The organism is Prevotella sp. tf2-5, from assembly GCF_900115435.1.
Taxonomy (GTDB): Bacteria; Bacteroidota; Bacteroidia; order Bacteroidales; family Bacteroidaceae; genus Prevotella.
Window position 1 is genome coordinate 201,437 of sequence record NZ_FOWK01000003.1, and the last position, 14,416, is coordinate 215,852.

General features: G+C 48.7%; 12 protein-coding genes. 5 read left to right on the forward strand and 7 right to left on the reverse strand.

The genetic code is table 11. From position 1 onward, the window contains the following. Positions 1-52 precede the first annotated feature (52 nt). From BM257_RS04575 to BM257_RS04595, 5 genes are read left to right on the forward strand one after another with little or no spacing between them, the layout of a single operon-like run. Entirely contained in the window at positions 53-958 is a 906-nt protein-coding gene (locus BM257_RS04575; protein WP_092068880.1) for a hypothetical protein, read from the forward strand. A gap of 3 nt (positions 959-961) precedes the next feature. Further along, positions 962-2,461, forward strand: a complete 1,500-nt coding sequence (locus BM257_RS04580) for a TolC family protein (protein ID WP_092068883.1) — start codon at positions 962-964, stop codon at positions 2,459-2,461. Between the two features lie 44 nt (positions 2,462-2,505). Further along, positions 2,506-3,489: an HlyD family secretion protein gene (locus BM257_RS04585; protein ID WP_092068885.1), complete on the forward strand. Its 984-nt coding sequence runs from the start codon at positions 2,506-2,508 to the stop codon at positions 3,487-3,489. Between the two features lie 12 nt (positions 3,490-3,501). Then, entirely contained in the window at positions 3,502-4,671 is a 1,170-nt protein-coding gene (locus tag BM257_RS04590; protein WP_255405537.1) for an ABC transporter permease, read from the forward strand. Beyond that, complete coding sequence (locus BM257_RS04595) at positions 4,655-5,902, forward strand: ABC transporter permease (protein WP_092068888.1); 1,248 nt, start codon at positions 4,655-4,657, stop codon at positions 5,900-5,902. The genes BM257_RS04590 and BM257_RS04595 overlap by 17 nt, the downstream gene beginning before the upstream one ends. Positions 5,903-6,107: 205 nt before the next feature. Here the strand turns inward: BM257_RS04595 and BM257_RS04600 are convergent, their stop codons facing one another. The 7 genes from BM257_RS04600 to BM257_RS04630 form a co-directional block, all read right to left on the reverse strand. Then, a complete protein-coding gene (locus BM257_RS04600) occupies positions 6,108-7,226 on the reverse strand; it encodes an Mrp/NBP35 family ATP-binding protein (RefSeq protein WP_092068891.1) in 1,119 nt (372 codons plus the stop codon). 28 nt (positions 7,227-7,254) lie between these two features. Next, positions 7,255-7,893, reverse strand: coding sequence for a porin family protein (locus BM257_RS04605; protein ID WP_092068894.1), 639 nt, complete (start codon positions 7,891-7,893; stop codon positions 7,255-7,257). Between the two features lie 8 nt (positions 7,894-7,901). Continuing rightward, a complete protein-coding gene (locus BM257_RS04610; RefSeq protein ID WP_092068897.1) occupies positions 7,902-9,887 on the reverse strand; it encodes a protein-disulfide reductase DsbD family protein in 1,986 nt (661 codons plus the stop codon). Between the two features lie 28 nt (positions 9,888-9,915). After that, the gene (locus tag BM257_RS04615) at positions 9,916-10,620 is read right to left on the reverse strand and encodes a LytR/AlgR family response regulator transcription factor (RefSeq protein ID WP_092068899.1); all 705 of its coding nucleotides are present in this window, start codon (positions 10,618-10,620) and stop codon (positions 9,916-9,918) included. After that, positions 10,617-11,750, reverse strand: a complete 1,134-nt coding sequence (locus tag BM257_RS04620) for a sensor histidine kinase (protein WP_092068901.1) — start codon at positions 11,748-11,750, stop codon at positions 10,617-10,619. Before BM257_RS04620 ends, BM257_RS04615 begins: the two co-directional genes overlap by 4 nt. A 39-nt stretch (positions 11,751-11,789) precedes the next feature. Beyond that, positions 11,790-13,634 (reverse strand): carbohydrate-binding domain-containing protein, encoded by a 1,845-nt coding sequence (locus BM257_RS04625; protein ID WP_177216016.1) that lies wholly within the window; start codon positions 13,632-13,634, stop codon positions 11,790-11,792. 165 nt (positions 13,635-13,799) lie between these two features. Beyond that, positions 13,800-14,381: a hypothetical protein gene (locus tag BM257_RS04630; protein ID WP_143096747.1), complete on the reverse strand. Its 582-nt coding sequence runs from the start codon at positions 14,379-14,381 to the stop codon at positions 13,800-13,802. Positions 14,382-14,416 lie beyond the last annotated feature (35 nt).

Consider the following 14,416-nt stretch of genomic DNA (forward strand, 5'->3'; position numbering starts at 1 on the left):
TTGTTGTTTTGTCGAAAAGTCCTATCTTTGCACAGTTTTTAATATAACTAAGATGAATAAAAGAATCATATCTGTTCTCACGGCGGTTATCGTTTTACTGGTAGCTGGTGTGGCGTATCTTGCCTATAGTCTTAGTCAGCAGACCCAGGCGAATCGGGATATGGAGGAACTTGCCGTGCTCGACAAACAGGAGATGGAAGGCGAGTATCGGCAGTTTGCTGATCAGTATAGTGAGATGAAGACACGAATCAACAATGACTCCATCATCGCCCAGCTGACCCGTGAGCAAGAACGTACGGAACAGTTACTGCAGGAATTGAAGAATACTAAAGCTACGGATGCAGCGGAGATAACTCGTTTGAAGAAAGAGTTAGCTTCGGTACGTGCCGTCTTGCGTAGCTATGTTTTGGAAATTGACTCCCTGAACCGCCTGAATCAAGCGTTACAGGATGAGAATAGCAGGGTGCGCAGTGAACTGGAGGAGAGTAACCTGCAGAATCAGGCATTGTCCTCCGATAATGCAACGCTCTCGGAGAAAGTGGCTATTGCCGCCCAGTTAAACGCTGTGAATATCGATATCATGATGATTACCAAAGGGGCATTGTCGTCAAAGACCAAGGATCGTGTGAAGCATCCTCATAAGATTGGCGGTTCCACCAATGAGATGAAGGTGCGTTTCGTCCTGTCTCGTAATGTGACGGCATCAAATGGTATGCGTTCGATTTATGTACGTGTCCTTACGCCAACAGGCAGTGTACTGAATGCGACAGGGAAATGCGCTTTTGAGGATAAGCAAGTAGACTTCACGGCAGCCAAAAACATCGAGTATACTGGTGAGGAGACTCCAATGGAGTTCTATGTTGCTAAGAAAGAGACATTAATACCAGGAACTTATCGTGTCCAGGTCATTGCCGATGGTCATGAGATAGGTTCCCGCTCTATAGAACTTGAGAAATAGAAAATGAATAAGACCTTATTTTTTTCTCTGTTTGCTTGTTTGACGACACCAGCTCTTGCGCAGCAGACATTGACACTGGACAGTTGTCGTGCGATGGCATTGCGCAACAATAAGCAGTTAAGTGTCTCACGGGTTAAGCAAGAGGTAGCAGCCAACCTGCGTAAGTCGGCGCGGACGAAATACTTGCCACATGTCAGTGCGTTGGGTGGCTACGAGTGGACCAGTAAGGAGATGTCCTTGTTGAATGATGAGCAGAAAAACGCTTTGTCGAATATCGGTACGACGTTTGCCACTTCAGCATCAGAAAAGGCTGAACAGGTAATAGGTAAGATACCCCAAGGTATCTGGGAGATCTTGGAGATGAAGGGAATTACCCCCGAAGGACTCCAACAGCAGTTAAATTCTGTGATGGGTTCAATGGGCGCCTTGGGAAATGGTGCCGGTCAAAGGGTCGTAGACGCATTCCGTACAGATACCCGTAATGTGTTCGCAGGTGCTATCATGGTGACACAGCCCGTCTTCATGGGTGGCGCTATTATTGCGATGAACAAGATGGCTGACATCGGTGTGGAGCTGGCTGCCAACTCCACGGAGGCTAAGCGTCAGCTTACACTTTATCAGATAGACCAGGCTTATTGGCAGGTGGTCTCGTTGAAACACAAGCAAAAGCTGGCACAGGGTTACTTGGATCTTGTGAGAAAACTTGATGAGGATGTTCAGAAGATGATCAGAGAGGGTGTTGCCACCCGTTCCGAAGGACTGAGTGTCAGCGTGAAAGTCAATGAGGCAGAGATGACGCTGATGAAGGTGGATGACGGATTGACGCTCTCGAAGATGTTACTATGTCAGCTCTGTGGGATGCCGATGAGTAATCAGGTGACCTTGGCGGATGAGGATGCAGACGACCTGTCTACTTCTAACCTGACAACCAAGGTTGATATGGACCAGGTGGCAGTGATGCGTCCGGAACTACGCCAATTGCAAAATATGGTGGATATGAGTCGTCAGTTTACTAATATCCTCAAAGCAGGTAATCTGCCTATGGTAGCGCTGACGGGTGGCTATGCTGTCTCAAATCCCAATGTGTTCAATGGTTTCGAGCGTAAGTTCGCTGGTGTTTGGAATGTTGGTGTGCTGGTTCGTGTGCCTATATGGAACTGGGGTGATGTTGCTTACAAGGTACGTGCCTCAAAAGGTGCCACAGCTATTGCCAACCTCGAACTTGCTGAGGCTCGTGAGAAGATAGAGCTGCAGGTGAACCAGAGCAGTTTCCATGTGAATGAGGCTTTCAAGAGATTGGAGATGGCAAAGAAGAACACGGAAAAAGCCGATGAGAATCTGCGTACTGCTAATCTGGGTTTCCATGAGGGAGTGATTTCCTCTACCACTGTGATGGAGGCTCAGACAGCATGGCTTCAGGCACAGTCACAGAAAATAGACGCAGAGATAGATGTCAAACTCAGTCAGGTGAACCTGCAGAAAGCAATGGGAACATTGCAATAACATCGTAATATAGAAATATCGTAATCTCGAAAAAAATACAATATATGTCAGCAAAAACGCAACATAACAACATCCTGCTTGCCATTTTAGGATTCTCGGCAGCAGTTGCCATTGTAGCTCTGATCGGTTTTTTTGCCTTAGGGCGTGATCCGGAACTGATACAAGGACAAGTAGAGGTGAGTGAGTATCGTGTATCTAGCAAGGTACCTGGTCGTATCTTGGAGATCCGTGTGAAAGAAGGTGACTTCGTGAAAGTGGGTGATACCCTCGCCATTCTCGATGCCCCGGAGGTCCGGGCGAAGATGGAACAGGCACGCAGTGCGGAGAATGCTGCTGCCGCATTGGAGTTGAAGGCACAGAATGGTGCCCGTGAGGAACAGATACGTGGAGCCTATAACCTGATGCAACAGGCAAAGGCTGGCTTGGAGATCGCCGAGAAGTCGTACCATCGTGTCCAGCGCCTCTTTGACGAGGGTGTGATGAGTGCCCAGAAGAGGGATGAGGCTTACGCCAACTACAAAGCGATGGAGGCTCAGGCAAAAGCTGCTGAGAGTCAGTATGATATGGCTCGTAATGGTGCACGTCGTGAGGACAAGCTGGCTGCTGCCGCTCAGGTAGGTCGTGCCAAGGGTGCCGTAAACGAAGTGAACTCCTATATCCATGAGACTGTTCAGATAGCCCAGATGGAAGGTGAGGTCAGTGATGTGTTCCCGAAGGTGGGTGAGCTGGTAGGTACCGGTTCTCCGATTATGAATATCTCTGTGATGAAAGATATGTGGGGCACGTTTAACGTCCGTGAGGACCAGTTGAACGGACTCGCTGTCGGAAAGACGTTTGACGCTTTTGTCCCTGCTTTCAACAAGACGATACAGATGAAGGTCTATTATATGAAGGATCAAGGCTCTTATGCAGTCTGGAAGGCTACAAAGACGAATGGTCAGTATGACCTGAAGACTTTTGAGGTCAAGGCTCGTCCAGTAGCACCGATGGAGGGTTTGCGTCCTGGTATGTCGCTGATTATTAAGTAGTTTGCAGTTGAGGTGAAGTATCTCAGGCAGATATATGAGATTATGCTGCGGGAGCTGTTGATTCTGCGTCAGAATCATATCTACCGCTTCTGTATGGTGTTTTTCCCCATACTGGTCATCTTCTTCTTTACCTCTTTGATGGACGACGGGCTTCCTACTGACATGCCTGTTGGTGTTGTCGACTTGGATAATACCACCACCTCTCGTTCGCTGACTCGTAAGTTGGATGGTTTCCAGATGTCGAGAGTTGTCGCCCGCTATCCCAGTGTGACGGAGGCGCGTCGTGCTATTCAGCGTAATGAGATCTATGGCTTCCTCTATATCCCCAAAGGGACTACAGAGAAGCTGATCTCCAGTCGTCAGCCTAAGATTTCCTATTACTATACCTATACCGCGATGACAGCAGGCTCGATGCTGATGAAGGACCTGAAAACGGTCTCGTCCCTTGGCTCTGCAGGATTAGGACAGGCGACGATGCGAGCCAAAGGACTTACTGACGCGCAGATACAGACGCTCCTGCAACCTATCAAGGTCGACTTACACCAGATAGCCAACCCATGGAGTAGTTATAATGCTTACTTGAGTACGATGATGGTACCAGGTATCATCATGCTGTTTATCTTGCTGATCTCTGCTTATTCCATAGGTACGGAGTTGAAGTTTGCCACAGGAAAGAGATGGATGGAGCTTGCTGATAATAATGTGACAGTGGCTTTGCTGGGTAAGTTTCTGCCTCAGACGATCATCTGGCTTGCTATCGTTTACGGCTATGAGTGGTATGTGTTCTACCATCTTGGATTCCCACATCTGGGTAGTCCATGGATGCTGGTGCTCTTGGGACTCATGCAGGTACTTGCCTCGCAAGGGTTCGGTATCTTCGCCTTCGGCTTGATGCCCTCGCTGCGTATGTCGATGAGTATCTGTTCCCTGTGGGCAGTACTTAGTATCTCTATGGCTGGATCCGCCTTCCCTGTCATGGGAATGGACGGTGCCCTGCAGTCTCTCTCATGGCTGTTCCCCCTGCGTCATTACTGGATGATGTACCAGACCTGTGTGTTCAACGGTTTCCCACTCATTGAGTCTTGGTTCCATTTTGCCGCTTTGGCTGCATTCCTCTTGTTGCCTTGGCTTGTTGTTAAGAAGATTAAGAACGCGATGCTGACCTATGTCTATATTCCATAATATATATAAAGGTATACAGGATGCCTGCTATATCTGGCGCAAGGAGATGACGCAGGTGGTGAAGGACGAGGGTGTTCTCATTTTCTTCATCGTCGTGCCATTGGTCTATCCGCTGCTTTACTCATGGATATATAATAATGAGGTGGTGCGTGAAGTACCAGTCTGTGTCGTCGACCAGTCACATAGTCAGTTATCACGGCAGTTCATCCGTATGTGTGACGCCTCCCCTGATGTCCATGTGAAATACTATGCGCAGGATCTTGATGAGGCGAAGTCACTCGTCAGTCGTCAGCTTGTCAAGGGCATCTATCTGATTCCCAGTGGTTTTGAGGATGATGTCTATGGCTTGAGACAAGGTACTGTAAGTGTTTATTGTGATATGAGTCTGATGCTTACCTACAAGGCGATCTTCCAGACGGCACAGACGGTGACGATGGAGATGGGTACGGAGCTGAAGACGAAGCTGGGTGGACATTATACGGCTCGTGAGGAAGCGATAGCGTCACGTCCGCTCGACTATGACGATGTGCCGATCTTCAGTCCTTCGGGTGGTTATGGCTCCTCTGTCCTTCCTGCCGTTCTGATGCTCATCCTGCAACAGACACTGGTGTTGGGTATCGGACTCTCTGCAGGTACGGCGCGTGATGAGAATCCTTATCGTAACCTGATTCCTGTCGGTGACTCCCGTTATGAGAACACCGTACCTATCGTGATGGGAAAGGCGATGTGTTATTTCATGATCTTTCTCGTGATGGCTGCCTGGCTGTCTATGGCGGTGCCGCGACTGTTCCATTTCCCACAACTTGCCACCTGGTATTCTTTGTGGTGCCTGATGTTACCTTATATCCTTGCCTGTATCTTCTTTGGTATGATGGTGTCGTGTATGGTGAAGTATCGTGAGAATGTGATGCTGATCGTCGTCTTTGTATCCGTACCATTGTTGTTCCTCATAGGTGTCTCATGGCCACAGTCGAATATCCCAGGCTATTGGCAAGGGGTATCATGGCTCTTCCCCTCTACCTTCGGGGCTCGTGCATATATCCGACTGAACTCGATGGGTGCCGACCTCAGTGATGTGATGCCGGAGTTGCGCATCCTATGGATACAGGCTCTGTGTTATTTCGCAGTGACTCTCTGTGTCTATCGCTTCCAGTTCTATATGGCTCGCCAATTCGCTATGGAGCGTCTGAAGTTCCTGAAACATAAGCGTGCGTCGAAGATAACAGAATAGGCATCGCTTGATAAGTGCCGTTGTATGTGTGTTGAAGAGCCGTTGCTCGCATGTTGAAGAGGCTGCCTTTGCAGTTGTTAGAAGCATCCTAATCGGTTGCCGACTCCAGTCAATCGACTTGCTGACTCCAGTCAACAGGTCTGTCGACTCCAGTCAACAGGTTTGCCGACTCCAGTCAACAGGTAAATGAAACAATCACAACAACTTATTTTACCCCTACTATCTGTGTCTTTGGCAGTTCACGGTTGCGCTTGTTGACAACGGTGACGACCGACTGGGCGAGGTTGATGAAGGCGATGCCGGTAGCTGTATCGCTATTAAGAGCAGCAGGCGTACCTTGGTCGCCACTGTCGCAGATGCCCTGTACCAGTGGAATTTGTGCGAGTAAGGGGACTTTCATCTCTTCCGCCAGTTGCTTACAACCCTCTTTCCCGAAGATGTAATAACGGTTCTCGGGTAGTTCGGCAGGTGTGAACCACGCCATGTTCTCCACCAGTCCGAGGATGGGTACGTTGACCTTCTCATTGCGATACATATCGATTCCTTTGCGGGCATCGGCAAGGGCCACCTGCTGAGGAGTCGAGACGATAATGGCTCCCGTGATGGCTAGGGTCTGCAAAAGGGTGAGGTGGATGTCTGAGGTACCGGGAGGGGTGTCGAGGATGAGATAGTCGAGCTCTCCCCAGTCGGCATCTGCGATGAGTTGTTTAAGGGCATTCGATGCCATACCGCCACGCCATAGCGTTGCTGTCTCGGGAGAGACGAAGAAACCAATGGAGAGCAGTTTTACCCCATAAGCCTCGATGGGTTCTATCAAGTCACGACCCTCCACATTGACAGCATAGGGGCGTGCGTCCTCCACCTTGAACATCTTCGGCATCGATGGTCCGAAGATATCGGCGTCAAGTAGTCCCACCTGATAACCCAGTCGTGCCAAGGCGATGGCGAGGTTGGCAGAGACGGTGCTCTTACCCACACCACCTTTACCACTGCTGACAGCTACGATATTCTTCACACCAGGCAGCATCTTACCCACCTCTGGACGGGGCTTTGACTTGAACTCTGTCTGGATATTGACTTCAACATCCTTGCCACAGTGGTATTTGATGGCTGCCTCAGCAGCCTTGACAGTCGATTTCAGGAAGGGATCCGTGTCACGAGGGAACTCCAGTATGACGCTGACACGCCAAGGCTCGCCCTCTTTCTGAGGTGCGGCAACGACAGGTTGGTCTGCGACCATACCACTTTCCACGATGTTTTTCTTGGTGCCTGCATACGTCACAGTCTGCAGGGCTTCTATGATCATTTGGGGATAAAGGGTCATCTGTGAAGATAAAAAATGAGATTAAACATTAAAAATTGATGCCGAGGTTAATGAACAGACAACGGGTATGAACAGCGTCGAAGTCGTCCTTGGCGATATTGGCAAGTCCAAGGTCATAACCAGCCTCAACATACATCATCTTATACTCGAGTCCACATCCGCCACGCAGTCCGCCATCGAAGCGCTTCATCGTGTCAAAGACACTCTCCGACTCCCTGGTGGCATAGTTCTTCGCCTTACCAGTGACACCTACAGAGAGATAACCTCCAAAGAAAGGCAGCAGGTAGAGGTCGTCGTCGAGATTGATACTATATTTCGCTACAATGGGAAGTTGCAGATAACCTAAACGGTAAGTCACCTTCTCGTCGTTGAGATGGGTCTTTCCTCCCTTCTCAGAATACAAAAGGCTCGTCTCCAGCCAAAGGGGATAGTTCCTGGAGAGCTGCATACCATAGGCAAAACCGATGACCAGACCACTGCGCGGATTGGTGTCGAAGGCGTTGGACTCGCTACTGGTACTGGCGATATTCATACCCAGACGCAGTCCGTAATAACGTTCCGTATCATCGCGGTTATAGCGGCTCCTGCTTTTATTGGTCTCAAACTGTGCGAAGGATGGTATAGCGAATGCTATGACCATGATAAATGTGATAATTCTTCTCATCATTTTTGGTTTTATGGTTTGTATTTTGTCAATCCGGCATCCAGCCAGTTGATGTATTCTTGGATATCCTCGTCGTAAGAGCGCGAGGGAGCAAGGGGGGTGCCCTGTGGGTCGAGCAGCACATAGAACGGTTGTGTGTTGGCACCAAACTTCGTCGCCTGCAGATAGCTCCATTTGTCGCCAACAGTACGCAGTGTGCGCTTCTGACCGTTTATCTCCACCTCGACGGGTTGGGCAAGAGGTGTCTTGTCGTCGACATACAACGAGATAAGTACGTAGTCCTGTGTGAGACGACGCGCCACCTCTTCATCCGTCCATACGGCAGCCTCCATCTTCCGACAGTTCACACAGCCAAAACCTGTGAAGTCGATGATGACTGGCTTGTGTTGCTCTTTGGCAAAAGCCATCCCTTGTTCGTAGTCTTTGAAAGGTGCCTCGACGACAGTCGTCTGTATGATCTTGTAGTCTTGGGTGTACATCGGAGGTGTGAAAGCACTGATTGCCTTCAAAGGTGCACCCCATAGTCCTGGTATCATATAGATGGTGAAAGCAAAGGAGAGGAGCCCGAGGAAGAACTGGGGCACGTTGGTGCGATGCTCTGGTTCGTCATGAGGGAAGCGAAGCCATCCCATCAGGTAGGCTCCTAACAGTCCGAAAAGGGCTATCCATATCGCGAGGAACACCTCACGGTCGAGGAGTCGCCAGCCATAGGCAAGGTCTGCGACACTCAGGAACTTCAGGGCAAAGGCGAGTTCGATGAATCCAAGTACCACCTTGATGGTGTTCATCCAGCTTCCCGACTTAGGTGTTGACTTCAATAGGGAGGGGAAGAGAGCAAACAAGGCAAAGGGAATTGCCAGGCCGATGCTGAACCCCAGCATACCGAAAGTGGGTCCGAGGATGTTTCCTTGGGTGGAAATGGCAACCAAGAGGAAGCCGATGATAGGACCTGTGCAGGAGAATGATACCAGTACCAAGGTGAATGCCATGAGGAAGATGGAAAGTATTCCTGTCGTCCGGTCACTCTTCTGGTCTATCTTATTCGACCAGGAGGATGGCAGCGTCAACTCGAAGGCTCCGAAGAAGGAAGCAGCGAAGATGATAAGCAACAGGGCGAAGAAGATATTAAACCAGGCGTTGGTGCTCATGGCATTAAGGGCATTGGCTCCAAAGAGTAGAGTAATTAACAGTCCTAATGCCACATAGATGATGATGATACTCAGTCCGTAGGTCAGTGCCTCCCGAATGGCTTTTGCCCTTCCCTTGTTCCTTTTTAGGAAGAATGATACTGTCATAGGGATGATCGGCCATACACAGGGGGTGAGTAAGGCGATGAAGCCACCTAACAGTCCTGCGATGAAGATAGCAAGCAAAGAGCCTCCCTCCTCTGCTCCCTGTTGAGGAAGGGGCGTTGGCACCCAAAGGGTACTGTCAGTACATGCTGTATTGTTGATGCTGTCTGTGTTCTCAGCAAGAACTACACGAGCAACAGTATCTGTCTTGACGTTATCCTCTTTCCCCTCCATTAACAGGGAGGGGTCAGGGGTGGGTCTCTTTCCTTCTTTTTTAAATGCTACCTCGGAAGGAGGCATACACATCTCGTCATTGCAGACTCCATATTCTAAATAGCAGTCGATGACGTATTTCTCCTTCGTGAACTTGACTTTCTGTACGAAGGTTGCCGTATGCTCGAAATAGCGTACATCCATCCCGAAGAGCTTGTCGAAGGTTTTCTGCTCGTTACCTCTGGGTTTCAACTTCCCAACGGTCTCCACTCCCTCCATCTTCACCTTGTTGAAGGTGGCAGGAATCGGTCCTCCGCTCAGATCGGTAGAGTAGACATGCCAGCCGGCATCAATCTTCGCTGAGAAGATGATCTCTGCCTCATCACTGCCGAGTTCCTTCAGTTGCGATGTGAAATGTACAGGATCTGCCATCTGTGCACTTATCGTCAGCACAGACAACCATAATATAAATAAGGAATATATTCTTCTCATCCAAGGTACAAAGGTACACACTTTCTTTCTATTTACCAAGAAATTTCGTGTCAAGATAACGTTGGAAGGCTTCTTTGTACAAATCCCCGATAGGCAGGTAGGTGTCTGCATCCATGATGATACGGTTCTTATTGACCTCCTGAATCTTGTCGAGGTTAACGATATACGAACGGTGAATACGCATGAAAGTGTCTGGCAGCCTTTCTTCCATCTTCTTCATCGAGAGAAGGGTGATGATGGGCTTCTCTCCTTCGATATGGATTTTCAGATACTCGCTCATCCCCTCAATATAACGGATGTCGGCAACAGTGACTTTCACAATGCGGTAGTCGGTCTTGACGAAGATAGTGCCGTCGTCCTGATTGTTGGCAACAGAAGGCTCCAAACGTTCTTTTATCCGATTCGCCGCCCTTTGGAAATCCTGCAAGCCGAAGGGTTTCAAGAGGTAATCAACAGCATTCACCTTAAAACCCTCGACGGCATACTCGCTATAGGCGGTGGTGAAGACTATCATAGGAGGGTATTGCAACGACTTCACGAAGTCCATCCCATTGAGGTCGGGCATGTTGATATCGCAGAAGATGGCATCCACCGTCTCCTGCTCTAAGTATTTCTTGGCTTCCAACGCACTCTGACACTGGGCAGCTAGTTCGAGGAAGGGTATCTTTTTGATATATGCCACCAATTGTTGTAGGGCAAGCGGCTCATCGTCAATGGCGAGACATCTGATCATGTGAGAGGTATTTGAAGTTCAACATTATAGGTGTCAGGTTCATCCTGTATATTCAGTGTATAGTTTTCTCCATATAGTAAATTTAATCGTTGTCTGACATTCGCAAGTCCCACACCGCCTTGCTCTTCGTTCGGCTTTTCTGCCTTTGAGTTACGACAATGGAAGCATAGCCATATTCCTCTAACCTCTTTCCTCTCATCTCTCACCTCAATCTTGACATGTACAAATGAGTCGTGTTGATAACTGATTCCATGTTTGAAGGCATTCTCAATAAACGTGATGAGCATGAGAGGGGGCAACTGGTAGTCGGGAACCTCTGCAGGCAAGTTGACCTGTACATCGACCTTGTCTGTATAGCGAAGTCGCATCAAGGTGACATAGTTGCGGATGAAATCAAACTCGCGGCTCAGGGGTACCCCCTTCTTGTCGCCCTCATAGAGAACGAAACGCATCATCTTCGACAGTTCCAAAATAGTGTCTTTCGCCTTCTCAGGGTCGATATCCACCAAAGCATGGATGTTATTCAGCGTGTTCATGAAGAAATGCGGATTAATCTGGTATTTGAGATATTCCAGTTGTTGCTCCAGATTCTTCTTCTCCAATGCCATCAGCTGCTTGGTATCATAGCGTGACTTGAAATAGAGTTTGATGCCGATATTCATACCCAGCATCAGGATGAGGATGATGAGGGCGATGATATCATGTTGCCCCACCATCACAGGAGGTCTGTGCCGTCTGTGTTCCTTGAAGTCGTGAGGATGGGGAGGATGCTGTCTGTGTGACGGTTCCCGTTGTTCATGGGGAGGGGGCTCATGGTTAAATGCTCTCCGTTCAGAGGGACGGTTAGAGCATTGGTAGACGATGAATCCTCCGATAATGACAGCAACGATACTGAAATACAGGGCACGGCGTTGTTTGTAAACCAGCAGCGGAGCGAGGAAGAGATGATGGATCAGGAAGATGCCGAGGTAGATACCAAACTGCTTCCAGATCATAAAAACCTCTTTCCACTCGAAATCAAAAGCGGGATTATTGACAGAACGCAGATAGAGACTGAGTACTGGCACTGCAAAGAGCATTCCCCACAGTGCCAGATAGGTCAGATTCTCATGTCTTTTCTTTTCTTCCATCCATCTCATATAACGTAGTGATAGCAAGATTATTGTTTGTTACCAGCCACGAGGACCACCACCCGGCATACCTCCTCCCATGCCGCCGCTGCTGATGGTGTTGGAGGCTGTCGCCGTTGTTGAGGTGCTGCTCGTTTTCACTGTGTAGCTGCTACCACTGGTCAGGTCTGGGGTACTGATGATGATGGTGTTGTTGCTGCTATAGGTGACTGGCGGCATCGTGAAGGTATAGAGTGTCTTGCTGCTATTACTAATGCTGACTGTGCTATTGGCAGAGACAGAACCTGTGGTGGTGATGATACCCTGTGTGGTACTTCCTAAGTTGCCGTCAACACGTCCTCCGATAGCGAAGAGGTAACCACCGGTGATATAGAGTTTCTTTTGCTCATTGATGTCGATACCGGCTTCTGCGCCATTCGCTCCACAAGCGATAATGGTACCTCCCTTGATATTCATATTCCCATTGGCATCAATGGCATCGTTGTTCGTTCCAACGGCAACAACTGTGCCGCCTGTGAAGGTCATGTCTCCTGTGGAGTTGAGGGCATCGTCATGGGCGTAAACCATGACCGTGCCACCATTCACGTCAAATGTACCCTTGCTCTCTATACCTTCCGCGTTATTGCCGCTGGTTCGTATCATGATATCACCACCTGAGATTTGTAAGACACCATAGGTCGTTGTCGTGGTACCGTCCTCCTCTTTTGTTCCAATCTTCATACCCTTTGGTGAGGATGTGTAGGCTGCTGGCAGGTTGTCGGTATTTCCCATATAGTTGTGACTCTCGGTAGAGCCATTGCTGTAATAAAGTCCACCCTCTGTGATGATACGGATCTTACCTCCTGTGATGTATCCTTCCAAGTCAGCCTTGACACCTTTGCCTCCACTTCCGGTAGCCTTGGCATACAGCTCTCCACCATTCATGTAAAAGATGCCGTCACTGCCAATGCCTGCGGCAGCCTTGGTGTCTCCGCCGTAGGTGAGGGTCTCGTCCGCTTCCCATGTACCATTACCTGTAGCAATCACGGTCGTACGTCCGCCATTGATGGTGATGTCTGCATCTCCATTGATAGCTTTACCACCGTCTGCGGAAACTTCTACATTGATGATACCGCCATTGATGAACATGTCATCACCTGCTTTGATACCGTTATTCTTTGTGGAGTTGACATAGAGGTTGACACCTTTGTCAATGACGATGTTGCTCTTACCATGGATTCCGTTCTTATATGTTCCGTAAACGTCCAGAGAACCATCACCACTGATCAGGAGCTTTCCTTTGCTGTAAAGAGTGCCTTTATGGTCTTCCGTAGCTCCGTCTGTCAACTTGTTGGTACCACTGACGACAAGATAGGCATTACCTTTGCTTTCCAAGTCGAGGGCTGTGGTAGTGGCACTGGTGATATTGGCATTACTGAGGTTTAATTCGAAGGATGCATCACCTTTCACGATGAGTGAACCGTCTGTCGTGGTACCAGTGACGACATAGCATACTCCCTCCGTACTGCCATGATTGACAGTGACGTTATGACCGTCAATCGTAACGGAGACACCGTCAACGGCTGGGTCTACAGGATTCGATATGTCGATATTCACTATTGTCCCAAAGTTGTTGGTATTAAGTGCGTCACCATCCTCTGGATACTGGGCGGTGGCAGCAGAAGCAGGCTCTGCCGTTGTCTTGTCAATAGCGACAGTGAAGGTTTTCATCTCACTGTAGGTACCAGTGGAACTGCTGCCAGAAGAACTTCCTTCACTGCTGTCGTTATCATCACCATAGATAATACTGTCGTTGCTCAACGGATCATCCGAAGAGCAAGCTGTTGTCATTGTCATCATCGTCATGACTGCCAGGAGCATGACGGGCATCATCTTCTTTTTCATCTTCTTATTCATTATTTATTACTTAGATTAGATGATGCAAAAATAGAAAGAGAAAGCCGGCTCGTGAAATAAATTCAACGAACCGGCTCTTTTATTCAGTGAAAAGTCTAAAACTCCAATTCTTTTTGTCGTTTTGCTTTGTATAAATGTCTTGTGACGATTACTTTACAGTCCTAAACCTTTTTTGACATCAGAAGCGGCATTGTCAATAGCATCATTAGCCTTTTTCTTGGCAGCATCCTTCACTTCGTTAGCCTTATCCTCTGTAGCTTTCTTTGCCTCGTCAATCTTCTCGTTGGCAGCATCTACAGCAGCGTCCTTAGCATCTGTAGCAGCGTCACCAACTTTCTCGAGCAGTCCACTTACCACAGCATCTGGTTCTACCTCTGTAATAGCGGCAACAGCAGCGGCAACAGTAGCATTCTCACCAACAACGCTCTTGATCTTGTCGGCATTCTCCTTCAGGAATCCCTGAACTTTTGCCACATACTGCTTGGCAGCCTCTGGGTCAGACTTAATGAACTCAGCAATCTTTTCCTTGACAGCGTCAAGAGCCTGCTGGAACTTGCTGGCATCATTGGCTTCAAGGTTTGCTGACAACATGGCGATAGCGGCATCAGCCTCTTCGTCAGCAGTGTTAATGGCAGCGGCAGTGCTGTCTACAGCCTCACCTTGTTGGGCTTTGTTACCACATGATGCGAATCCGATGGCAACCATAGCCATCACTGCAAATAAAATCTTTTTCATAACTTTCTCTTTTTAGTAAAACATGTTTAGTGGTT

Bases quoted from the DNA above. Each gene is read 5' to 3' on its own strand.
- BM257_RS04575 (WP_092068880.1), top strand. From the start codon at position 53: ATGAATAAAAGAATCATATCTGTTCTCACGGCGGTTATCGTTTTACTG.
- BM257_RS04580 (WP_092068883.1), top strand. From the start codon at position 962: ATGAATAAGACCTTATTTTTTTCTCTGTTTGCTTGTTTGACGACACCA.
- BM257_RS04585 (WP_092068885.1), top strand. From the start codon at position 2,506: ATGTCAGCAAAAACGCAACATAACAACATCCTGCTTGCCATTTTAGGA.
- BM257_RS04595 (WP_092068888.1), top strand. From the start codon at position 4,655: ATGTCTATATTCCATAATATATATAAAGGTATACAGGATGCCTGCTAT.
- BM257_RS04600 (WP_092068891.1), bottom strand. From the start codon at position 7,226: ATGACCCTTTATCCCCAAATGATCATAGAAGCCCTGCAGACTGTGACG.
- BM257_RS04605 (WP_092068894.1), bottom strand. From the start codon at position 7,893: ATGATGAGAAGAATTATCACATTTATCATGGTCATAGCATTCGCTATA.
- BM257_RS04610 (WP_092068897.1), bottom strand. From the start codon at position 9,887: ATGAGAAGAATATATTCCTTATTTATATTATGGTTGTCTGTGCTGACG.
- BM257_RS04615 (WP_092068899.1), bottom strand. From the start codon at position 10,620: ATGATCAGATGTCTCGCCATTGACGATGAGCCGCTTGCCCTACAACAA.
- BM257_RS04620 (WP_092068901.1), bottom strand. From the start codon at position 11,750: ATGGAAGAAAAGAAAAGACATGAGAATCTGACCTATCTGGCACTGTGG.
- BM257_RS04625 (WP_177216016.1), bottom strand. From the start codon at position 13,634: ATGAAAAAGAAGATGATGCCCGTCATGCTCCTGGCAGTCATGACGATG.
- BM257_RS04630 (WP_143096747.1), bottom strand. From the start codon at position 14,381: ATGAAAAAGATTTTATTTGCAGTGATGGCTATGGTTGCCATCGGATTC.